The organism is Pseudotabrizicola sp., from assembly GCF_030684215.1.
Taxonomy (GTDB): Bacteria; Pseudomonadota; Alphaproteobacteria; order Rhodobacterales; family Rhodobacteraceae; genus Pseudotabrizicola.
This window is the reverse complement of record NZ_JAUXOV010000073.1, coordinates 261,868-282,953: the sequence shown is the minus strand read 5'-3', so window position 1 is coordinate 282,953 and position 21,086 is coordinate 261,868. Positions and strand designations below refer to the sequence as shown.

Here is a 21,086-nt window from a genome sequence, read left to right as displayed (position 1 = left end):
GGGCAGAGTCAGGATGACAGAAGCTGACCGGATCATTGCGCATCTGAACCTTGCCCCGCATCCCGAAGGCGGCTGGTATCGCCAGACCTGGGCCGGGCCGCTGGTTGACGGGCGCGCGACTGGCACCGCGATTCTGTTTTTGTTGAAAGAAGGCGAGCGCAGCCACTGGCATCATGTGGATGCCGATGAGATCTGGCTTTGGCATGCGGGCGCGCCGGTGGTGCTGTCGGTGGGCGCGGAACGAGCGGTGGATCATGTGCTGGGGCCAGAGGTTCTGGCCGGGCAATCGCCACAGATCGTGGTGCCTTTGGGCCATTGGCAGGCGGCGCGCTCGACCGGGCAGTATAGTCTGGTGTCTTGCACCGTCAGCCCCGGTTTTGATTTTGCGGGCTTTGTGCTGGCGGCGCCGGGGTTTGATCTGCCGCGCTGATCGCGCCCCATGATTGTTCCCGTCACAAATTGGCATTGGTGACTGCAGGGCCAACGCGCTATGCGGGCGCTATGAGTGACGCATCCCTTCTCAAGAACGAAGACAGCCTGTCTGGCTTTTTCTACGCCCTGACCGCTTATGTAATGTGGGGGTTTTTGCCGCTGTACATGAAGGTGCTGTCGCATGTGCCCCCGGTCGAGGTGATCGCGCATCGGGTGCTGTGGTCGTTGCCGATTGCGCTGGCGGTGATTGTCTGGCTGGGCCGGACGCAGGATTTGCGCCAGGCCTTTCGCACGCCGCGCACCTTGATGATGGGGGCGGCGACGGCGACGCTGATCTCGGTCAACTGGGGGATCTATGTCTGGGCCATCGGGGCGGGCTATGCGCTGGAGGCGGCGCTTGGCTACTATATCAACCCGTTGTTCAGTGTGTTGTTGGGGCGGGTCTTGCTCAAGGAACGGCTGACCTGGGCGCAATGGGCGGCGATCGGGCTGGCTGCGGCGGCGGTGGTGCTGTTGACGGTTGAGGCCGGGCGTTTGCCGCTGGTGGCGCTTGGGCTGACGGTCTCTTGGGGGGCCTATGCCTATCTGAAGAAATCGCTGCCGATTGGCCCAAATCAGGGCTTTACACTGGAAGTGATGCTGCTGGCGCCGTTTGCTCTTGGCTATCTGGTCTGGGTGCAATGGCAGGGGCAGGGTCATTTTCTGCAAGGCGTGGGGCGCGATGATCTGCTGTTGATCGGCACTGGGTTGGTGACTGCCATTCCGTTGATGATCTATGCCAACGGGGCCAAGCGGCTGCGGTTGTCGACGATTGCCATGATGCAATATATCGCGCCGACGATGATTTTCCTGATCGCGGTCTTTGTGTTTGGCGAGCCATTCGGCGCGGTCAGGCTGATTGCTTTCCCGATGATCTGGGCGGCGTTGGTAATCTATACCGTGTCAATGTTGCGGGCACGGGGCCAGGCGCGTGAGGCCGCGCGTCAGTCGTCCAGCGTGATCCAGACCGGGACGTGATCTGACGGCTTGTCGCCTGCGCGCACCTCGCGGTCGATGCCTGCGCCAGTCAGCCGGTCGGCGGCCTGCGGCGACAGCAAAAGGTGGTCGATGCGGATGCCGTTGTTCCGCTCCCATGAATTGGCCTGATAATCCCAGAAGCTGTAGTGTCCCGGCCCCTGTTCGCGGGCGCGGAACGCGTCGAGCATGCCAAGGTTCAGCATCCGCTGATAAGCTTGCCGCGACTGGGGCAGATACAGCGCGTCAGTTACCCAGGCCTCGGGGCGGGCGGCGTCTTGTGCTTGCGGGATCACGTTATAATCGCCCGCGCAGAGGAAAGCTTCCTCTTGCGCAAGCAGGTCACGCATCCGCGCCTCCATCCGAGCCATCCACGCCAGCTTGTAGTCATACTTTGGCCCCGGTGCCGGGTTGCCGTTGGGCAGATACAGACCGCAGACCCGGACGGGTTGGGCTGACATTACCGTGGCCTCGATCCAGCGGGCCTGTTCGTCGGTCTCATCCCCCGGAAGGCCGCGCGTGACATCCTCGAGCGGCAGGCGTGACAGGATGGCGACGCCATTGAAGCTTTTCTGGCCGTGGGTTTCGACGCGGTAGCCCATGTCTTCGAAAATCTCGCGCGGGAAGCCTTCGTCAACGGATTTGATTTCCTGAAGGCAGACAACATCGGGCTTTGCCGCCGTCAGCCAGCGGGGCAGGGCGTCAATCCTTGCCTTGATTCCATTGATATTGAAGGTTGCGATCCGCATGGCGCCGGCCTTTCCTGTTGCGGCCACAGCTATCGGACAATGATCCAGCTAGCGCAAGTCTTGTCAGCGGCGGAGCAGCCAGAGATATCCACAGGGAGAAAAATCTGTGGATAACACAACCTAAGCGTGAAATTTATGTATCGAATCGGTATTTTATCGTTAGCGTGAGGCGATGGATCACAAGCAACCTGGAGGGACAAAATGATCTCGAACACCGCACTGCGCCTGGACATTGTTGAAGACGCCGGACGCTCCGCCGAAATGTTTTCGGGCGAAGCCGCCTCGATGATGACCTCTGTGGCATCGTCCATGATGACATCGGTGGCGTCGTCCATGATGACCTCTGTGGCATCGTCCATGATGACATCGGTGGCATCGTCCATGATGACTTCGGTTGCCTCTTCCGCAATGACCAGCGTTGCACATGAGCAAGCTGCACTTGATCTGGCTGGCAAGCTGTCGGGCGCGCAAACCTGCCTGATGACTAGCGTCGCTGACATCTGATCCACGCTTGGGGGAGTGCATGGTCCCTGCCATGGCCCCGCGCTCCCCTGAACAAGTTAGGGCGTATCTATGACCAATGTCGTATCCCTTCGGCGTCAAGAGGCTGATGCCTTTCAACCGGCCATTCCTGGCCTGATTGACATGTTCGCCAGCCGGCGCCGTGGGCGTCATGATGCGTTCTGGCTGAAGGAAAACGCCGAGCTTCTGCAAATTCTGGCGGCCCTTGGCGCCGGTGCAGAGGTGGATCTGGAGCCGCTTCGTCTGCGCGCCGGAACGTTGATGCAAGAGCTTCGGTTCTTCCCGCAGTACTACCGCATGTATCTGTCGCTGGCGGTCGATCTTCGGGCTTTGGGCATGGCCGATTCTCCGGTTGAGGAGATGGCGGCCTTTGTGCAGGCGCGGGATCTTACGGCGGTTGAGCTTTCCGATACCCATCGTGGTGAGGCGCAGCTGCTGCTCCGTCGTGCCGGGGTGTTGGTCGAAGATCCGGCGCTAGAGGCGCGTCTTGTGCGTTTTGCGGCGAATTCTACCGCGTTTTGTCTGCCGAACCGTCGGGCGGCCTATGACCTGACGCATATTGTGTTTCATGCTTCGGATTATGGCCGCAAGCCGTTGGCGCGCGATCCGCAGCGCAGGATCAGCCTGATCCATGCCGGGCTTGTCGCCTGGCTGGAAGGCAATCTTGATCTTTTGGCCGAGGTGACCTTGGCCCTTCGGCTGTCGGGCGAGGATGTACCAGAGGTATGGGCGAACGCCGTCGCACGGGCTGCGGATAGGGTGGAGTTTGAGCCGGGCCATGCGGCTGGACCGTTTGACGACGATTATCACCAGTATCTTGTGCTCAACTGGGCGTTTGCCTTGTCGGGCGGCGATGCTTTTGGCGGCGGTGTGCCGGGGAATGCGCGGATCATCCGCCAGCCACTGCGCCAAGGGGCCGCTTTGCACGAAATGTCGCTGGCTTTACTGGATATGGGCGATGCGCGCCAACCGGATTGGCCGCGGATGCGGTGGCGGCTTTGGGCAAAACTGTCCGAACCGGCGCGCGATTGCCTTTTGAGCGTCGAGACGATGCCTGAATTTGAAGGTTTCTTTGCCGGGTTCTCCCGAGCAGGGCAGGGGGATGGGGATAAACAATGAAGACCGCGTTGCGTACACCGCTGGTTCTTGGGGTTGGGTTCCTTGTCGCCTCTACCCTTGCCGCGACTTTGGCGGATGGCACGGTCAAGGATCTGTCGGCCCGGCTGGAAGCGCCACAGGTGTTTTTCCTGTCTGGTCTGATCATGGCCGGACTTAGCTTGCTGGCGGCGCGGGCCGGATCTCGCATCGGGCTGTTCACCACAAGCTGTCTGAAAACCACAGTGCCGGGGCTGCTTTTGTGGCGGTCGGTGGCGACGGTGGTGGCATCGCTGGGCTTTTTCTATGCCATCGCGATGATCCCACTGGCCGAGATTTTCCTGTTCGTCGGGCTGATGCCGCTGATGTCGGCGCTGATGTCGCGGCATTTGCTGGGGGAAAGCGTTGATCTGGGGGCTTGGGCCGGGCTTGGGCTGGGGTTGCTTGGTGTTTTGATGTTGTTCCCCAACGGCCTGTCAGGCCTGAGCATGGGGCATTTTGCCGGTTTCGCCGGGGCTTTGGCGGGAACCGTGTCGCTGGTGCTGTCCCGGCTGATGGCGCGGCGTGAGGTGAACACTCTGGTGCAGGTGTTCTACCCCAATCTGGCGCTTGCTGGTGTTGCTGCGCTGATGTTGCCTGCGATCTGGCAGCCGCTGGGCATGGCCGATGTGGCGCGGATCTGCCTTTATTCAGGGCTGTTGTTCCTTGCCCGCTGGACAATGGTGATGGTGATGCAGCGCCTGCGCGCTCCGGTCGCTTTGCCTTTGATGAATATTCAGTTCGTCTGGATGGTGGGTGTGGGCTTTGTGTTTTTTGGCGAAGTGCCTGCAGCGACAACGATTCTGGGTGCGCTGCTGGTGATGTCTGCCGGGGGCATTGCGCTGCTGGAACAGGCGCGGGTGGACAAGTTGGCTCGTACGTCGCAATCACGGTCGCCGGGGACTGTGCCAGCCGAATAATAAAAAAGGCCGCCTTCGGGCGGCCTTTTCATATGCATTCATATGCAGCGCCAGATCGGCTTTACATCGAGAACGACGTGCCACATCCGCAGCTGCTGCTGGCGTTCGGGTTTTCGATCACAAAACGCGCACCTATCAGCTCTTCGGTAAAGTCGATCACCGCGTTTTGCAGAAACGGCAGCGAGACCTGATCAACCAGCACACGCTGCCCATCCTTTTCCAGTACCAGATCATCCGAGGCCGGATCATCCAGCTTGATCTCATACTGAAACCCCGAACAGCCGCCGCCCTCAACCGCGACGCGCAGCGATTTATGCTCGCCTGTCATCTGAGCGATTTCGGCAAGGCGGGCAAAGGCGCGGTCGGTGACGCGGGGGGGCAGGGTCAGGTCCATGATTTTTCACATATCCTTGGGGTTCATGGTGCAATATAAGGGTTCAACAAGACTTCAACAAGAACGGGCAGTTCCATGCTTGCGCCTTTTGCCTGCCAACCCGATGCTTCCCTTGGTCGCCTGCACGAAGAACGCATGTCGTCCTTCCGCTCGCCCTATCAACGCGACCGCGACCGGATCATCCATTCCTCGGCCTTTCGGCGGCTGAAACACAAGACTCAGGTCTTTGTGGAGCATGAGGGCGATTATTATCGCACCCGCCTGACCCACTCGATTGAGGTGGCGCAAGTCGCGCGCACCATTTCAGGGGTTTTGGGCCTGAACACCGATCTGGCGGAATGTATTGCGCTTGCCCATGACCTTGGCCACACGCCGTTTGGCCACACCGGCGAAGATGCGCTGTCGGCGCTGATGGCCCCCTACGGCGGGTTTGACCACAACGCGCAGGCGCTGCGCATCGTGACAAAGCTGGAACGGCATTATGCCGATTTCGACGGGTTGAACCTGACATGGGAATCACTGGAAGGCATCGCCAAGCACAATGGCCCGGTTATCGGTGAAAATGCTGATGAAAAGCACGCGGGCCCGCTGCCTTATGCCTTGGCCGAGGTGAATGCCCAATGGGATCTTCACCTACACACCCACGCATCGGCCGAGGCGCAGGTGGCGGCTATTGCCGATGATGTCGCCTATTCCCACCACGATCTGCATGACGGTTTGCGCTCGCGGCTGTTTTCCGAAGCTGACCTGATGGAATTGCCCGTGACTGGCCCCGCCTTTGCCGAGGTGGATGCGCTCTATCCTGACCTTGACCCGATGCGCCGCCGTCATGAGGCGCTGCGCCGGGTGTTTGGCCGCATGGTCGAGGATGTGATCGCGGTCGCCCAAGGCCGGCTGGAGGCTGCGCAGCCGCAATCGGTTGATGATATCCGCATGATGGGCACCACGATCATCCGCTTTTCCAAGCCGCTCTATCAAGAATTGAAAGCGATCCGCAGCTTCCTGTTCCACCGCATGTACCGCGCGCCCACGGTGATGGAGGTGCGGGCCAAGGTGACGCAGGTGGTGCAAGACCTGTTCGCGGCCTTCATGGCCGACCCGCGCTTGCTGCCAGAGGAATGGGAACATGCGGTGGTGGCCTGTCAGGACCAGACCGAACTTGCGCGCACGATTGCCGATTATGTCGCCGGAATGACAGACCGTTTTGCAATTCTTGAACACGGGCGGCTGTGTGGCGGTGCGCTGATCGACACCCATACCGGGCCGAATTTCCCGGCCTGAGCAGTGGTCAGGCCCGGCGCGCGGCCATGATCCAGACCCCGGTCAAGCCCAGTGACAGCACCATGTTCCACCCGGCCATCGACAGGCCAAACAGCGACCACGGCACTTCGTCGCAGCGCACGGGGGCGGCCACGGCGGCATTGGGGTTCAGCAGGTCATTCATGCTGATGCCGGCAATAGATCCGCCGCTGCACGATTGCAGCCCCTGCCACCAGCCATATTCGACGCCCATGTGAAAGCCGGCGATCCCTGACGTGGTAAGTGCAGCCACTGCGCCCAAAGCCATAAGCCAGCGGTTTGGCACCAAGAGCGCCAGCACCATGATCAGGACAGCCGCCGCATGTGGCCAGCGTTGCCACAGACACAGCGCGCAAGGCGCCATGCCGCCAATGTATTGAAATGCAAATGCTCCGGCCAGAGTCGCGGCGGACCCGGCTCCGGCAACAGCAACCAACACGCGAGATGACAGTGTGGTTCGCATCACAGCACCTTCAGCACAATAAAGCCGCCCACAAGCAGCAGCACGAACAGCGTGAACATCAACCCAAGCCGTCGTTCGATGAAATCACGAATGGGTGCGCCAAATTTCCACAACAGCGCGGCCACTACGAAAAACCGCAGGCCGCGTGCCAGAACGGATGCAAAGGTGAACACCATCAGATCCAGCCCGGTGCTGCCCGACAGGATCGTGACAACCTTGTAGGGAAACGGCGTGACCCCGGCGATCAGCACCGCCCAGGCACCCCATTCGTTATAGGTGTCGCTGAAGGCCTCAAAGTTCTGGGTCTTGCCGTAGAATTCCAGCACCGGCAGGCCGACGCTTTCATACAGCACCGCTCCGATCCAATAGCCGAACATCCCCCCCAGAACCGACGCCACCGTGGCGACGCCTGCAATCAAAAAGGCCCGGCGGGGGGCGGCAATGATCATTGGGATCATCAGAATGTCGGGCGGGATCGGAAAGATCGAGCTTTCGATAAAGGCGACAAAGGCCAAGGCCCAAAGCGCCCTTGGATGTTCGGCCAGCCGGATCGTCCAGTCATACAAAGCGCGGATCATGTGTTTTCCCATCGCGACTGCGCCGCTTGCATCATGATGGCTGCTTAAGGTCAAGCACGCTTTGCGGGAACCAGACATCACGCTAGAGTGTTGTCTGTTAACGGGTCATTGGCAGCCAGTCATTGGCAACGAGTCATGGGGTGTGCGATGGAATGGCGTGGACGGCGGGGCAGCCGCAATATCGAAGATCGTCGCGCAAGCACGGGTGCAAAGGTTGGCGGCGTTGGCGGGGTTGGGGTGATCGCGGTCTTGCTGATCGGCTATTTCCTCGGCATCGATGTGACGCCATTGTTACAAGACCAAGGCACGCAATCGGGCGCCCCTGTTGAACTGACGCAAGCCGACCGCGAGGCGGGCGAATTTGTATCGGTTACGCTGGCTGATACCGAAGAAGTCTGGGCCGAGCTGTTTCGCGCGCAACTGGGCCGGACCTACCGCCCAGCCACGCTGGTTCTGTTCAAGGGCGTGACGCAAAGCCCTTGTGGCGGCGCATCCGGTGCCACTGGGCCATTCTACTGCCCGGCCGACAAAAAGGCCTATCTGGATACTGAATTCTTCACCGTGCTGGACCGCCGTCTTGGGGCCAAGGGCGAATTTGCGGCCGCTTATGTGGTGGCGCATGAAATTGCGCATCATGTGCAGAACGAATTGGGGATATTGGGGCAGGCCAACCAGTTGCGCCAACAGGTCAGCCAAGCCGAAAGCAACGCCATCTCTGTGCGGATCGAATTGCAAGCCGATTGCTTGTCGGGGGTCTGGGCGCGCACCGCCGCGCAAAACTTCGGCACGATCAGCCGCGCCGATATCCAAGAGGCCGTGAACGCGGCCCGCCAGATCGGCGATGACACATTGCAAAAGGCTGCCGGCAAGCGTCCGATGCCGCACACCTTCACCCATGGCACCGCAGACCAACGCTCGCGCTGGTTTGTGACCGGGTTTCAGTCTGGGCAGATCGCCGATTGCGACACGTTCTCCACCGATGCACTGTAAGCGCACAGAGCCTGTTGACGCCGCATGACGGTGCGGTTAAAGCATCCAACACGTTGCCCGAGTGGTGGAATTGGTAGACGCAGCGGATTCAAAATCCGCCGCCGCAAGGCTTGTCGGTTCGAGTCCGACCTCGGGCACCATCCTCTCTGATGTCAGTGATAACGTCGCTTTGATTCGCGGATGCGAATCAAGGTTTTGGATGTGTACACGCACCAATTATGGTTAAATCTTATTATTGGTGCCGACAAAGCACCTCGATCAAACAAAATCCGGCCAAAAAAAGGCAGAATTGAGACGTTGGTTAACTGTGCCGGGGTCGTTCACGACATTGTTTCTGTAGCGCGCGTAAATCGCAGGCGTGGGGCGGGTCAGATCGTCACAAGCCGCCATTTTCCCGGAAATTTTTTAATTCGATCTGACGTTCCGGTTTCATTATCGGAAACAAGCAGACAGCCAGAGCGTGATTAATTAGGCCGCGGATATCAACCAGAGCGTGCTTTTGGGGATTGAGGCTTGGCACTCCAACCGTCTGTTGGCCATCCGCCCGCCTTTTTTTACTTTCCGTCAGCCTTAATCAAAGGTAACCATCTGCTTGTCTCTCTGGGTAAGACGAATGGCCGTGGGGGCGGTCGTCTTGTGACAGTGTGCTGCCGCACACCTTAACAAAAACGGGATTTGGTCTGATGGTAGCATCAGGCTGAATGTTCACTTTTGAATGCACCGTCAGGCACTTGCCTTCGACGGCCCCGCTTTTTGATGTCTCAGGCGAACAGGTCTCGTGGCGTGATGCGCGGGGCGTTTGTCCTTTGCAAAAGCGCCGATGTGTCGGCCAGGTTAACGGTCGATGTTTGGTGTACCGCTCGGGTGTGTGAACGCCCAGCTGCTTTGAGGATGAAGACAATGCCGGTTTTTGCGCTGTACAACCTGAGTGATATTTCGACAACCGTAGTGGACAGCGCTTCCGATGATGGGACACAGAACGGAGGCTATTTCAATGGCGCATCCTCTGTTGACGGTCGCGGCGTTCTGGATGGTGTGGATGACATCATCAAGATCGAAGAGGATACGGCCTTTCAGCTTTCCAGCGGCACATTGGAAATTCAGTTCAGCCAAGACGCAGACTCGACGCTGACCGAACCGCAGACCGTTCTGTCACGTGACAGTGAAGGCGAGACGGAAGGCGGTTTCCGCATTGAAATCCTGCCCAATGGTGCGATCCGTATCAGCCACGAAAGTGCCAGCGGAACAACGGTGTTTGAAACCGAACCCGGCTTCATGAACCCCGGCGACGAGATCCGCGTTACCTATTCGTGGGATGCGTCCGGTCCGGGTGGCTTTGTTCAGATCAACAACCTGACCACAGGCGACAGCTTTGACGATGTGGTGCCGGGCACGCTGACCATGGATATGGGCGAGATCAACCAGAACTGGGTGATCGGTGCCAGCCAGGACACCTCGCCTGCGGGCACCTTGATGAATATTGACGAACATTTTGAGGGTTCGGTCGAGTATTTCTCGATCTCCAACACGGTGGACAATACGCCTGTCGACCCAGAGCCATCGGCAAGTGACGGCATTGTCGAGGGCACCATCGCTGGCGATCTGATCGACGCCTCGTATACCGGCGACCCGGATGGTGACTTGATCGACAACAACGATGCGATCATTGCGGGCCAGGGTCCGCAGGATGACATCGTGTTCGCCTATGGCGGCAATGACACCGTTTTTGCGGGCGAAGGCAATGACAGCGTGTTTGGCGGCGACGGCAATGATGTGCTGTATGGCGGCCCCGGCAACGACACAATGAGCGGCGACGCGGGCAATGATCTTTTGTTTGGCGGCGCTGGGGATGACGTGCTGACCGGTGGACCGGATCAGGACACCCTGTTTGGAGGTGACGGCAATGACAGTCTTGTTGGTGGGCCTGGCAATGATGTGCTGGACGGTGGCAACGGCGACGACACGCTGGACGGCGGTGAGGGTAACGACCTCCTGATCGGCGGCGATGGCAATGACCTTGTTTTCGGCGGTTCGGGCAATGATTTCATTGATACCCGGTCTGATGTCTCTTCGCCTGATCGCAGCTTTCCGGGTTTGTATACCGCAGATGCCGACCCGATGGATGATCGCGACACCGTTTATGGTGGCGACGGCGCCGACACGATCTTTACCGGTGACGACAATGACGTGATTTTTGCCGGGGCTGGCAGCGATCTGGTCTATGCTGGCGATGATGATGACAGCGTTTCGGGCGGCGATGGCGATGACACGCTGATTGGTGGTGAAGGCAACGACACCATTCTCGGCGACGCGGGCGATGACCTGATCTATGGTGGAACGCCGGATGATGCGTCCGACCCGACCCATCTGCCCGATGGTGTGGACCCGGACCCGGATAACAACCGTGATGAACTGTACGGCGGCTTGGGCAATGACACCATCTATGGCGGCGACGACAACGACACGTTGTTCGGCGGCGCGGGCGATGACCTGCTGTTTGGTGGCATCGACAACGATGAAATCTACGGCGGTGCCGGCAATGACACCATCGACGGTGGCGGCGAGTCCGATACCATGTATGGCGGCGCTGACCGTGATACCTTTGTCAACGTCGGCCCCGGTTCCTTTGTCGATGGCGGCGAAGAGGGCGATGACTTTGACACGCTCGATCTGCGGGGCCTTGGCCCGCTGACCGTGACCTATGACCCGACCAACCCGGAAAACGGCACAGTTGAGTTCTTTGGTGCTGACGGCGTCAGCACAGGCACCATGACATTCATCAACATTGAAAACGTGATCCTGCCGGTCGATGGCGCACCTGTCGCCAACCCCGATGCTGTGACCACGCCGCAGTTTACCGATGTGACGATCGACGTTCTGGCCAATGACACCGACCCCACTGGACAGACGCTGACCGTAACCTCGGCCACCGCGATCAACGGCGATGTGACCATCAATCCTGATGGCACCATCACTTATTCGCCCGACCGCGATTACAACGGCCCGGACGACACCATCACCTATACGGTCACCGATCCGGACGGGAACACCTCGACCTCGACCGTTGCGGTGACCATCACCAATCTGAACGATCTGCCGGTGGCCGAGGATGACTATGCCACGACCCCGCTGGATACGCCGGTGGTGATCGACGTGCTGGCCAATGACAGTGACCCGGATGGCGATGTGCTGACCATTCTTGGCACGCCAACCACCGCTGACGGCACGGTTGTTGTAAACCCGGATGGCACCATCACCTTTACGCCTAACCCCGGTTTCAACGGTGCTGCGGTGATCAACTATACCGTGACCGACGGCAATGGTGGCACCGATCCGGCGATTGTCGTGGTGCAGGTTGGTGTGGGTGACGGGCGCGATGGCATCGTGGGCGGCACGCCCGGCGATGACCTGATCGACGGCACCTATGTGGACCCGCTCGATGGCGATGTGGTTGATGGCGGAGATGCTATCATTCCGGGCGATGGCCCGAATGATGACAGGATCGTTGCTGGCGACGGCAATGACACCATTCTGGCCGGGCTTGGCAATGACACCGTGTTCGGCGGCATTGGTAACGACCTGATCTTTGGTGGTCCGGGCGACGATGTTTTGTATGGCGAAGATGGCGATGACACCATCATCGGTGACGGTGGCCGCGATGTGATTTATGGCGGCGATGGCGATGACTTCATCGACACGCGCACGCCGTCCCCTCTGCCCGACGTTGACTATCCGGGCCTTTACCCGGCCGATACTGATCCTGAAAACAACCGCGACACCATTTATGGTGGCAACGGCAATGATACGATCTTTTCGGGCGACGATGCTGATATGGTCTTTGGCCGCGACGGCGACGACTACATCGACGGTGGCGTTGACAACGACTCGCTCTATGGCGGGGCGGGCAATGACACGATCATTGGCGGCGAAGGCCGCGACAGCATTGACGGTGGTCGTGGTGATGACCTGATCTTCGGGGGGCTGGATCTGTCCTTCCCTGATGCCATCAACATCCCGAACGACGAGGGCGACCTGCGTCCTGCCAACAATGCTGACTTCATCACGGGCGGTTTCGGCAACGACACCATTTATGGGATGGACGATGACGACACCATCTTCGGCGATGAAGGCAATGACCTGATCTATGGCGGCGTTGACAATGACCTGATCTTTGGGGGTGTCGGCGAAGACACACTCTATGGCGATCATGGCAATGACTCGCTTTATGGCGGTGGCGACAATGACACCATCTTTGGTGGTATCGGCGACGATCTGCTTGAAGGCGGTCTGGGCGATGACCTGCTGGATGGCGGCGATGGCGATGATGTTCTGCAAGGCAGCGATGGCGACGATACGTTGCTGGGCGGGGCCGGGAATGACACGCTGGAAGGCGGGTTCGACAATGACCTGCTGGATGGTGGTACCGGCGACGACCTGCTTGTCGGTGATGTGGGCGATGACACGCTGATCGGCGGCGATGGTTCTGACACCTTGTTTGGTGGTGATGGAAACGATCTGATCCAGCTTGGCGATCCAACCACCGGCGCGCCCGATGCCTTTGCCGATCAGGCCTTTGGCGGTGCGGGTCGTGATACCTTTACCGGCGTGGGCGTGGGCGACTCGGTGTTTGGTGGCTCTGAGGGCGATGACTTTGATACCTTGGATCTGGCGGGCACTGGTCCGCGCAACGTGGTGCGCACCAATGTTGACAGCGATGGCAACGGCTTTGACGGCTATGTCGAATACTTCGACGAAGACGGCAACGTGATCGGCCGGTCCGAGTTTACCAACATCGAAAGCATTGTTTGCTTTACCCCCGGCACGATGATCGCGACGCCAAAGGGTGAGGTTGCAGTCGAACAGTTGCGTCTGGGCGACAAGGTCATCACTCGTGACAACGGCATTCAGGAAATTCGCTGGATGGGTGCCAAGGAAATGGGCTGGCGCGACTTTGCCGGGAACCCGCATCTGCGCCCGGTGATGGTCAAGGCCGGAAGCCTTGGCAATGGTCTGCCCGAGCGCGACATGATGCTGTCCCCAAACCACCGGCTTCTGGTGGCCAACGACCGCACCGCGCTGTATTTCGACGAGCATGAGGTTCTGGTCGCTGCCAAGCATCTGATCGGCGGCAAGGGCATTCAACAGGTGGAATCGGTGGGCACCACGTATTTCCACTTCATGTTCGACCAGCATGAGGTGGTTCTGTCCAATGGCGCCTGGACTGAAAGCTTCCAGCCGGGTGACTATACGCTCAAAGGTCTGGGCAATGCACAGCGCAGCGAATTGTTGGAGCTGTTCCCGGAACTCAAGGCACCTGCCGGGGTCGAGGCGTATCAAGCCGCCCGCAAGACGTTGAAGAAACACGAAGCAAGCCTGTTGGTGCGCTGATAAGGGTTATGCAGCGCGGATCGGGTCAGCGATAGCATCCCGATCCGACGGCAAGGGGGCTCCTTTCGGGGCCCCTTTGTTTTTTGCGGGTCAAGCTGCGAATGAATTGCTGCGCTATTGGAAACAAAAAAGCAGTTTGACACCTTTTGGCCAACATTTGCCCCAGTCGCGCCCGGATCGAACGTTAATCAAAATTGAGATAAATGTTCTTGGATACCCGCTCATGGCAACGATCAATGGCAATAACAACAACAACACCCTGAACGGCGATACCGATTCCAACAACAATGACCTTATCAACGCCTTTGGCGGCAATGATGTCGTCAATGCCGGAAACGGCAACGATACGGTCTATGGCGGCACTGGCAACGACACGCTGAACGGACAGGCCGGGGACGATCTGCTGTTTGGCGAGGCAGGCGCTGATCGTCTGTTTGGCGGCGCGGGCAATGATACGCTCTATGGTGGCACCGAAAATGACTCGCTTGATGGCGGCGACGGCAACGACCTGCTTTATGGCGGGGCGGGGGCCGATACGCTTTTGGGCGGGGCTGGCAATGACACGCTGGATGGCGGCGCAGGCAATGATACGATCAACGGCGGCGCTGGGACGGATACGGTAACCTATGCCGATGAAACGGCGGCGGTGACTGTCAACCTGAACACTGGTACCGCAACCGGGACCAGTTCGGGCACCGACAGCCTGTCCTCGATTGAAAACGTGGTTGGCACAAGCTTTAACGATTCGATCACCGGCAGTAACGACAGCAACCTGATCTACGGCGGTGCCGGCAATGATACGATCAATTCGGGGGTTGGAAACGACACTGTTTATGGCGGCGATGGCAACGACACCATCATCCTAGGTTCTGATTCCGGCGCATCTTACGCGACCGGAACTCAATCGCTTACCTATAACCTGATCCTCCTTGGCACCTATCCCGACGTCGATGTGAACGAGTCGGATGGTGGTATTTCGGAACTTGCCGCCAACCTCTCCATAACTCACGGGTCAGTCGATGATCCGTTGTCGGACCATATTGTCAGGGCCACGGCGGTTGACCTGAACGGGGATAACACGCTTGCGGACAATGACGCTGGACCGACCAGTGAACATTTCCTGATCGATGGTCAGCAGGTCTTCCTCGATTCGGTGCAGGTTTATAACGCCACAGTCACCTTTGCTGATGGCACCTCAGGGACATTCTCCGCCGTTGTCATCCAGATGACCGATGGCCGGGTCTATTTGGCCCCCGAATTTGAGTCCAATATCGACTCGGCCTTGCTGGCATCGGGGCCGATCACTTCGATCACGTTGGGCACGGTCATTGAGGCGAACACAAATCTGTACGCCACGCGCCTAGACACCGCCTATATCAGCACCGCCGATGACAATCTTGCTTATGGCGGCGCGGGCAATGACACCATCACCGGCGGGGCGGGCACCGACACGATCCATGGTGACGAGGGAAACGATGTGTTGTCCGGCGGCGCTGGCGACGACTTCCTGTATGGCGGTATTGGCACCGACACCCTGTATGGCGGCGACGGGGCCGATTATCTCGAGGCTGGCGATGGTGATGACGTCAGCTATGGCGGCGACGGCAATGACACGATCTACTTCGGCGCGGGCAATGACACCGTTTATGGCGGGGCCGGAGATGATGTCATTGATGATGTCGCAGGCGCCCAATTGCAGGGCAATGCCCTGCTTTACGGTGGTGATGGCAATGACACCATCTGGGCTGGCGGCGGCAATGACACGCTTTACGGCGACGCGGGCGACGACGTTCTGTCTGGTGAAGGCGACGATGACGAACTGTATGGCGGCGACGGCAACGACACGCTGTATGGTGGCGATGGCAATGACACGCTTTACGGTGGTGATGGGGCAGATGTCCTTTATGGCGGCGCGGGCCGCGACCTGTTCTTCGGCGGTCCCGGCGACACGATTTTCGGGGGCGATGATGGCGACAATTACGACACCCTCGATCTGCAAGCCTGGGGCAAGGAAGCGACCAACATCTATTTCGAAGAAGGCAACCGTCAGAATGGCTATGTCGAGTTCCTGAACGAAGACGGCTCTGTCGCGGGGACTTTGTCTTTCAACGGGATCGAGCGGTTGATCCCTTGCTTTACCCTCGGCACGCTGATTACCACGTTACAAGGGTTGCGCCCGGTGGAAACCCTGGAGCCGGGGGATCATGTCTTGACCCGCGACAGCGGATTTCAGGAATTGTGCTGGGTCGGACGGCGCGATCTGGGGTTGGCCGATCTGTTCGTGAACCCGGCGTTGCGCCCGGTGCGGATTGCCCGCGGCGCGCTTGGCAACGGGTTGCCGCAGCGCGATATGCTGGTTTCACCGCAGCACCGAATGTTGGTCGAAGGCGCGCGGTCGGAGCTTTTGTTTGGCGAGCGCGAGGTGCTGGTGGCTGCCCTGCATCTTGTGGGTCAGCCGGGGATCGAGCAAATCACGCCGCGCGGGGTCAGCTATGTGCATGTGATGTGCAGCCAGCACGAGATTGTGCAGGCTGAAGGCGCGTGGACGGAAAGTTTCCAGCCGGGATCATCGACGCTAAAGTCGATGGGCCGCGAGCAGCGTGCAGAGGTCTTGACCCTGTTCCCGGAACTGGCGCTGTCGGTGGAAGCCTATCCGGCAGCACGGGCGACGCTCAGAGCGCATGAGGCGCGGGTGCTACTCTCGGCCTAAGCGCCACTGCGCCCAGGCCTCTGGGGTATCGAGGTCGGTCGTGGCGTGCTGATCCGGCAACGCAATAAGCCGCAGGCGGTTCGAATGGGCGCGCAGCACCGCCCGCGCGCCATCATCGCCGCCAAGCGCCATCAGATCACCCCGCACCCAAGCCGGGAACACCACCGGATGACCGGGCTGGCCTGCCGCATCGGTGGCCCGCAGAATCATCTCGGGGGTGGCGGCATGGGCCTGTGCCATCTGGGTCAGGTCTTCGGTCGTGATCTCGGGCAGATCGGCCAACATCAGCATCACCGAAGCATCTTCGGGCAGGCTGCATAGTCCGGCGCGCAGGCTGGCGGCCATGCCTTCGCCGGGATCGGAAACCGTCACACGGGTCAGTGCCAGGCCTGCCAGCGCCGCACCTCGCCCCGGCCGATCGGGGGCGAGGGCGACATTGACCGGAAATCCGCTGGCCAGCGCCCGTTGCGCCACTTGCCGCAGCAAGGCCTGACCGTCGACCGGCTCCAGCAGCTTGTCACCACCCCCCATCCGGCTGGACGCGCCCGCCGCAAGGATCAGGATATGCAGGGGGGGCTTTGGCACGGTTTGGCGGCTTTCATCGGGGGCGGGCGCAAGTCAGCTTGGTCCTTGCGTCTTCATGACTCCGGGTCGGACATGGGACAAGAAAATAAAGGGTCAACTTTGTTGACCTTTGGTCCGCTCTGCGCAAGCATGTGAAAAAGATGGAGGCTGCAATGACAGACAGCTTTGGCTTTGCGCTGGAGGAACAGGCCGGCGCCTGTGATGCCCTTGGGTCGCCCTTTACTGCGCGTCTCTTGCGGGTGCTGGGACAGGTCTGGCCGCGCGGCACCATGCTTGCGCAACAGGTGGCGGCATGGCCGGGTGATCTGGGGCCGCGTGCGGCCTCGGTGCCGCTGCGGATTGCAGGCGGGCTGCATGCGCTGGTGCTGGCGGGGCGGGTGCCGGATCTGGCCGCCCTCTATCCGCCGGACGCGGGCAGGGACCTTGCGGCGCCGCTGGTCAGAGCCTTGCTGGCCGAAGATGCGTTCCTGTGCGATTGGGTCAAGACCGCGCCACAGACCAACGAGGTCGGACGATCTGCCGTTCTGCTGGCGGCGGCGGCAGAGGTGACGCGGCGCTATGGCCTGCCGCTGGTGCTGTCGGAACTGGGGGCGAGCGCGGGGCTGAACCTATGGTTCGACCGCTATGCATTGCAGGTGCCGGAGGGCGTTATTGGGGCGTCAGCCAGCCTTGTGCGTCTGTGCCCTGACTGGCGCGGGGGGGTGGTGCCACCTGTGACGCGGATCACAGTGGCGGCGCGGCGCGGGGTGGATCTGCACCCGCTAGACCCCACGCGCGATGGCGCACGGCTGATGGCCTTTGTCTGGGCCGATCAGGCGGACCGGCTGGCACGGTTGCAGGCAGCCCTCGGGGTGGGGCAGAGCGCGGTGGTGGATGCGGGCGACGCAGCAGACTGGCTGGAGGCACGGCTGAGCCAGCCGCGACCGGGGGCGGTGCATCTGGTCTATCACACCATTGCGCACCAGTACTTTCCCGCGATCGCCCAAGACCGGATTGCGGTGGCGATGGCGCTGGCAGGGGAAAGGGCCACCCCTGACGCCCCGCTGGTCTGGCTGGGAATGGAGGCAGATGGCGCAGACAATGGCGCAGCAGTGACGCTGCGGCTGTGGCCGGGCGATCTGCGGATCACGCTGGGGCGTGCCGGGTTTCACGGGCAATGGCTGGAGTGGCGTGGCGCGGGGGGCTGATGTGGACTGGGGGGGCTCGCCCCCCAGACCCCTGAGGATATTTGAGAACAGAAAATGGATCAGGCGCGCATCCGGCCTGCATCGTCCCATAGAGGGGCAAGGTGAACGCGGGCGGGGCGGCGGTGGCCCAGAATTTCAATTTCAACCTCCAGCCCTTCCTTGATGGCGCCCGATGGCAGGAAACCCATGGCGACCGATTGTCCGGTGGTATGGCTGTAGCCGCCCGAGGTGCAGTAGCCCTGCACCGAACCGTTCAGCCAGATCGGTTCCCATGCCACCACATCTGCGTCTTTGGCATCGACGATGAACTGCGTAAGGCGGCGTTTCGGGCCGGTTGCCTTTTCGGCAGTGGCGGCGGCCCGGCCGATCCAGTCGGCGGGCTTGTTCCACGCGATGAAGCGGTCAAGGCCGGTCTCTGCCGGGGTGTAGTCGGGGCTGAACTCGCGACCCCATGAACCGAACCATTTGTCGAGACGCAAGGACATCATCGCGCGCATACCGAAGGGGCGCAGGCCAAGGTCGGCACCGTGCTGGTTGAGGATATCCCACAGATGGCGGACCGACATCTGATCGGTGAATATCTCATAGCCCAGATCGGCGGTGTAGCTGACGCGCTGCACAAGGCAGTTCGCCATGCCGATGGTCAGGCGTTTGGCATCCATGAATTTGAACGTCTCCGCCGACACATCGGCGCGGGTGACGCGCGACAACAGTTCGCGCGCAAGGGGGCCGGCGACCTGAAAGCCGGAGCGGGTGTCGGAGATGTTTTCCACAGTTACACCGGGGGCGGCGTTTTGCTCAAACCAACGCTGGTGCCAGCCTTGCGCGCCGTAGCTGGCCGTGAGCTGGAATTCATGCTCGGACAGGCAAGTGACGGTGAAATCGCCTATGATCTTGCCCGAATGCGCCAGCATCGGGGTCAGCGACAGGCGGCCTGGTTTGGGGATGCGGCCTGCCATGATGCGGTCAAGCCAAGCGCGCGCGCCTTCGCCCTTGATCAGGTATTTGCCAAAGTTTTGCACTTCGTTGATGCCAACGCTGCCGCGGACGGCCATGACCTCTTGCCGGGTTGCCTCCCATGCGTTGGAGCGTTTGAAGGACGGTTCTTCGTAGCGCGGCTCATCGGGCAGGGCGTGGTAGTTGACCACCTCTAACCCGTATTGCTGGCCCCAGACGGCGTTCAGCCCGTCGAACACCTCATACATCGGCGTGGTGCGGAACGGACGGGCAGCGGGGCGTTCCTCATTCGGGTAAGAGACGTTGAAGCGCATTTGGTAGTTTTCGATCACCTTGGGCACGGTGTAGCCGGGGCTGGTCCATGTGCCAAAGCGTGAGACGTCAAAGCCGCGCGGGTCGCGCTCGACCTCGCCCTCGATCATCCATTGCGCAAGGGCAAGGCCCATGCCGCCGCCCTGGCTGAACCCGGCCATTACGGCACAGGCGGACCAGTAGTTGCGCAAGCCCTGCACCGGACCGACCAGCGGGTTGCCGTCGGGGGCAAAGGTGAAGGGGCCGTGGATCACCCGTTTGACGCCGGAACGTTCGAGGACCGGAAAGCGGCGGTAGGCGAAATTGACCGAATCCTCGATCTTGTCGAATTGCTCGTTGAGCAGTTCGTGGCCGAAGGTCCAGGGCGTGCCGTCGACCGCCCATGGCTCGCAGGGTTTCTCATAGAAGCCGATGCAAAGGCCGCGACCCTCTTGCCGCAGGTAGGATTCGCCGCCGGGGTCCATGACATGCGGAAATTCGCGGCCCGATTTCAGGATATCCATGATCTCGGGGATATCATCGGTCACAAGATATTGGTGTGCCATCGGCAACAGTGGCAGGTAGACGCCCGCCATCGCTCCGATTTCGCGCGCCCAGAGGCCGCCGGCGTTGACCAGATGCTCGCAGGTGATGGTGCCTTTTTCGGTGACCACCTCCCAGCCGTCTTTGGTTGGGTTGGTCTCCAACACGCGGTTGTGCAGGATGATCTCGGCCCCACCCATTCGCGCCGCCTTTGCATAGGCGTGGGTTGTACCCGAGGGGTCGAGGTGGCCATCGAGCGGGTCGTAAAGCGCGCCGAGGATGCCTTGCAGGTTTACCATCCCATCGGTCAGCTTGTGGATCTCCTCTGGCCCAAGGATCTCGGTATCCAGCCCCATATAGCGGTGCTTGGCGCGTTCGGCTTTCAGTTGCTCGAAGCGCGCCTCGTTGTCGGCCAGAGTGATGCCGCCGACGTGGTGGAGGCCGCAGGACATGCCGGTGATCTGTTCCAGTTCTTTATAAAGTCGGATGGTGTAGCCTTGCAGCGCGGCCATGTTGGTGTCGCCGTTCAGGGTGTGGAACCCACCCGCCGCATGCCACGTGCTGCCCGAGGTCAGTTCAGACCGCTCAATCAGGGTCACATCAGACCAGCCCAGCTTTGTCAGGTGATACAGAACCGAACAACCGACGACACCGCCGCCGATGACAACCACGCGGGTATGGGATTTCATTGCAGGACTCCGTTGCCTTTGACCGCAGAGTGGCCGCGCCGGCGACGGGGGTCATGTCAAAGCGCGACAGCAAATGTCGCGGATAGGTTGTCGTTGGGCGGGGCTTGGCTGCAGCTAGGCAATGTTGTGCGCCCTTTGACGTTGAACGCCTCCGGCGGGAGTATTTCGAAAGCAGCAAACATGAGCTTGGTTTGCTGCTTTCGAAATACTCCCGCCGGAGGCGTCTGACGGTCAGGCGGTT

At 60.4% G+C, this 21,086-nt stretch carries 16 protein-coding genes and 1 tRNA gene; 11 read left to right on the top strand and 6 right to left on the bottom strand.

The annotated features are described in order from the left end of the window. The first annotated feature begins 13 nt into the window (after window positions 1-13). Together Q8K08_RS18160 and rarD are read left to right on the top strand one after the other, a co-directional pair. Window positions 14-430 carry a cupin domain-containing protein gene (locus tag Q8K08_RS18160; RefSeq protein WP_304799717.1) on the top strand — a complete coding sequence of 139 codons (417 nt, stop codon included), beginning with the start codon at window positions 14-16 and terminating at the stop codon, window positions 428-430. A 71-nt stretch (window positions 431-501) separates the two neighbouring features. Continuing rightward, entirely contained in the window at window positions 502-1,449 is a 948-nt protein-coding gene (gene rarD / locus Q8K08_RS18155; RefSeq protein WP_305251081.1) for an EamA family transporter RarD, read from the top strand. On the opposite strand, the gene xth is transcribed toward rarD, so the two are convergent. Beyond that, window positions 1,416-2,195, bottom strand: coding sequence for an exodeoxyribonuclease III (gene xth, locus Q8K08_RS18150; protein ID WP_304799722.1), 780 nt, complete (start codon window positions 2,193-2,195; stop codon window positions 1,416-1,418). The genes rarD and xth overlap by 34 nt on opposite strands. Before the next feature lie 201 nt (window positions 2,196-2,396). On the opposite strand from xth, the gene Q8K08_RS18145 reads away from it, so the two are divergent. The 3 genes from Q8K08_RS18145 to Q8K08_RS18135 all read left to right on the top strand — a co-directional run bounded on the left by Q8K08_RS18145 (window position 2,397) and on the right by Q8K08_RS18135 (window position 4,771). Next, window positions 2,397-2,699 carry a hypothetical protein gene (locus Q8K08_RS18145; protein ID WP_304799726.1) on the top strand — a complete coding sequence of 101 codons (303 nt, stop codon included), beginning with the start codon at window positions 2,397-2,399 and terminating at the stop codon, window positions 2,697-2,699. A 69-nt stretch (window positions 2,700-2,768) separates the two neighbouring features. Further along, window positions 2,769-3,836 (top strand): hypothetical protein, encoded by a 1,068-nt coding sequence (locus Q8K08_RS18140; protein ID WP_305251079.1) that lies wholly within the window; start codon window positions 2,769-2,771, stop codon window positions 3,834-3,836. Continuing rightward, on the top strand, window positions 3,833-4,771 hold the full coding sequence (locus Q8K08_RS18135; RefSeq protein ID WP_304799730.1) for a DMT family transporter: 939 nt from the start codon (window positions 3,833-3,835) through the stop codon (window positions 4,769-4,771). Before Q8K08_RS18140 ends, Q8K08_RS18135 begins: the two co-directional genes overlap by 4 nt. 61 nt (window positions 4,772-4,832) lie before the next feature. On the opposite strand, the gene Q8K08_RS18130 is transcribed toward Q8K08_RS18135, so the two are convergent. Next, window positions 4,833-5,159, bottom strand: a complete 327-nt coding sequence (locus Q8K08_RS18130; protein ID WP_304799740.1) for an iron-sulfur cluster assembly accessory protein — start codon at window positions 5,157-5,159, stop codon at window positions 4,833-4,835. 81 nt (window positions 5,160-5,240) lie between these two features. On the opposite strand from Q8K08_RS18130, the gene Q8K08_RS18125 reads away from it, so the two are divergent. Further along, on the top strand, window positions 5,241-6,446 hold the full coding sequence (locus Q8K08_RS18125; protein WP_305251077.1) for a deoxyguanosinetriphosphate triphosphohydrolase: 1,206 nt from the start codon (window positions 5,241-5,243) through the stop codon (window positions 6,444-6,446). 7 nt (window positions 6,447-6,453) lie between these two features. Here Q8K08_RS18125 and Q8K08_RS18120 read toward each other — a convergent pair whose 3' ends face one another. Next, complete coding sequence (locus tag Q8K08_RS18120; protein WP_305251075.1) at window positions 6,454-6,927, bottom strand: disulfide bond formation protein B; 474 nt, start codon at window positions 6,925-6,927, stop codon at window positions 6,454-6,456. Beyond that, complete coding sequence (locus tag Q8K08_RS18115; RefSeq protein ID WP_304799736.1) at window positions 6,927-7,505, bottom strand: YqaA family protein; 579 nt, start codon at window positions 7,503-7,505, stop codon at window positions 6,927-6,929. The genes Q8K08_RS18120 and Q8K08_RS18115 overlap by 1 nt, the downstream gene beginning before the upstream one ends. A gap of 147 nt (window positions 7,506-7,652) precedes the next feature. Here Q8K08_RS18115 and Q8K08_RS18110 point away from each other — a divergent pair, with 147 nt between their 5' ends. The 4 genes from Q8K08_RS18110 (at window position 7,653) to Q8K08_RS18095 (ending at window position 16,593) form a co-directional block, all read left to right on the top strand. Next, window positions 7,653-8,495 (top strand): neutral zinc metallopeptidase, encoded by an 843-nt coding sequence (locus Q8K08_RS18110; protein ID WP_304799738.1) that lies wholly within the window; start codon window positions 7,653-7,655, stop codon window positions 8,493-8,495. 55 nt (window positions 8,496-8,550) lie between these two features. Further along, a tRNA-Leu gene (locus tag Q8K08_RS18105) sits at window positions 8,551-8,635 on the top strand. Between the two features lie 760 nt (window positions 8,636-9,395). Continuing rightward, window positions 9,396-13,883, top strand: a complete 4,488-nt coding sequence (locus tag Q8K08_RS18100; protein ID WP_305251072.1) for a Hint domain-containing protein — start codon at window positions 9,396-9,398, stop codon at window positions 13,881-13,883. A gap of 223 nt (window positions 13,884-14,106) precedes the next feature. Further along, complete coding sequence (locus Q8K08_RS18095) at window positions 14,107-16,593, top strand: Hint domain-containing protein (RefSeq protein ID WP_305251070.1); 2,487 nt, start codon at window positions 14,107-14,109, stop codon at window positions 16,591-16,593. Here Q8K08_RS18095 and Q8K08_RS18090 read toward each other — a convergent pair. Next, window positions 16,579-17,178: a nucleotidyltransferase family protein gene (locus tag Q8K08_RS18090; protein WP_305251068.1), complete on the bottom strand. Its 600-nt coding sequence runs from the start codon at window positions 17,176-17,178 to the stop codon at window positions 16,579-16,581. The genes Q8K08_RS18095 and Q8K08_RS18090 overlap by 15 nt on opposite strands. A 152-nt stretch (window positions 17,179-17,330) precedes the next feature. Between Q8K08_RS18090 and Q8K08_RS18085 the strand changes: the two genes are divergently transcribed. Continuing rightward, entirely contained in the window at window positions 17,331-18,365 is a 1,035-nt protein-coding gene (locus Q8K08_RS18085) for a DUF2332 domain-containing protein (RefSeq protein WP_305251066.1), read from the top strand. 59 nt (window positions 18,366-18,424) lie between these two features. On the opposite strand, the gene Q8K08_RS18080 is transcribed toward Q8K08_RS18085, so the two are convergent. After that, window positions 18,425-20,845, bottom strand: a complete 2,421-nt coding sequence (locus Q8K08_RS18080; protein WP_305251064.1) for an FAD-dependent oxidoreductase — start codon at window positions 20,843-20,845, stop codon at window positions 18,425-18,427. Between the last annotated feature and the right edge of the window lie 241 nt (window positions 20,846-21,086).

What these genes read in the sequence shown, in the direction of transcription:
- Q8K08_RS18160 (WP_304799717.1), top strand. Translation starts at nt 14, where the DNA reads ATGACAGAAGCTGACCGGATCATTGCGCATCTGAACCTTGCCCCGCAT.
- rarD (WP_305251081.1), top strand. Translation starts at nt 502, where the DNA reads ATGAGTGACGCATCCCTTCTCAAGAACGAAGACAGCCTGTCTGGCTTT.
- xth (WP_304799722.1), bottom strand. Translation starts at nt 2,195, where the DNA reads ATGCGGATCGCAACCTTCAATATCAATGGAATCAAGGCAAGGATTGAC.
- Q8K08_RS18145 (WP_304799726.1), top strand. Translation starts at nt 2,397, where the DNA reads ATGATCTCGAACACCGCACTGCGCCTGGACATTGTTGAAGACGCCGGA.
- Q8K08_RS18140 (WP_305251079.1), top strand. Translation starts at nt 2,769, where the DNA reads ATGACCAATGTCGTATCCCTTCGGCGTCAAGAGGCTGATGCCTTTCAA.
- Q8K08_RS18135 (WP_304799730.1), top strand. Translation starts at nt 3,833, where the DNA reads ATGAAGACCGCGTTGCGTACACCGCTGGTTCTTGGGGTTGGGTTCCTT.
- Q8K08_RS18125 (WP_305251077.1), top strand. Translation starts at nt 5,241, where the DNA reads ATGCTTGCGCCTTTTGCCTGCCAACCCGATGCTTCCCTTGGTCGCCTG.
- Q8K08_RS18120 (WP_305251075.1), bottom strand. Translation starts at nt 6,927, where the DNA reads ATGCGAACCACACTGTCATCTCGCGTGTTGGTTGCTGTTGCCGGAGCC.
- Q8K08_RS18115 (WP_304799736.1), bottom strand. Translation starts at nt 7,505, where the DNA reads ATGATCCGCGCTTTGTATGACTGGACGATCCGGCTGGCCGAACATCCA.
- Q8K08_RS18110 (WP_304799738.1), top strand. Translation starts at nt 7,653, where the DNA reads ATGGAATGGCGTGGACGGCGGGGCAGCCGCAATATCGAAGATCGTCGC.
- Q8K08_RS18100 (WP_305251072.1), top strand. Translation starts at nt 9,396, where the DNA reads ATGCCGGTTTTTGCGCTGTACAACCTGAGTGATATTTCGACAACCGTA.
- Q8K08_RS18095 (WP_305251070.1), top strand. Translation starts at nt 14,107, where the DNA reads ATGGCAACGATCAATGGCAATAACAACAACAACACCCTGAACGGCGAT.
- Q8K08_RS18085 (WP_305251066.1), top strand. Translation starts at nt 17,331, where the DNA reads ATGACAGACAGCTTTGGCTTTGCGCTGGAGGAACAGGCCGGCGCCTGT.
- Q8K08_RS18080 (WP_305251064.1), bottom strand. Translation starts at nt 20,845, where the DNA reads ATGAAATCCCATACCCGCGTGGTTGTCATCGGCGGCGGTGTCGTCGGT.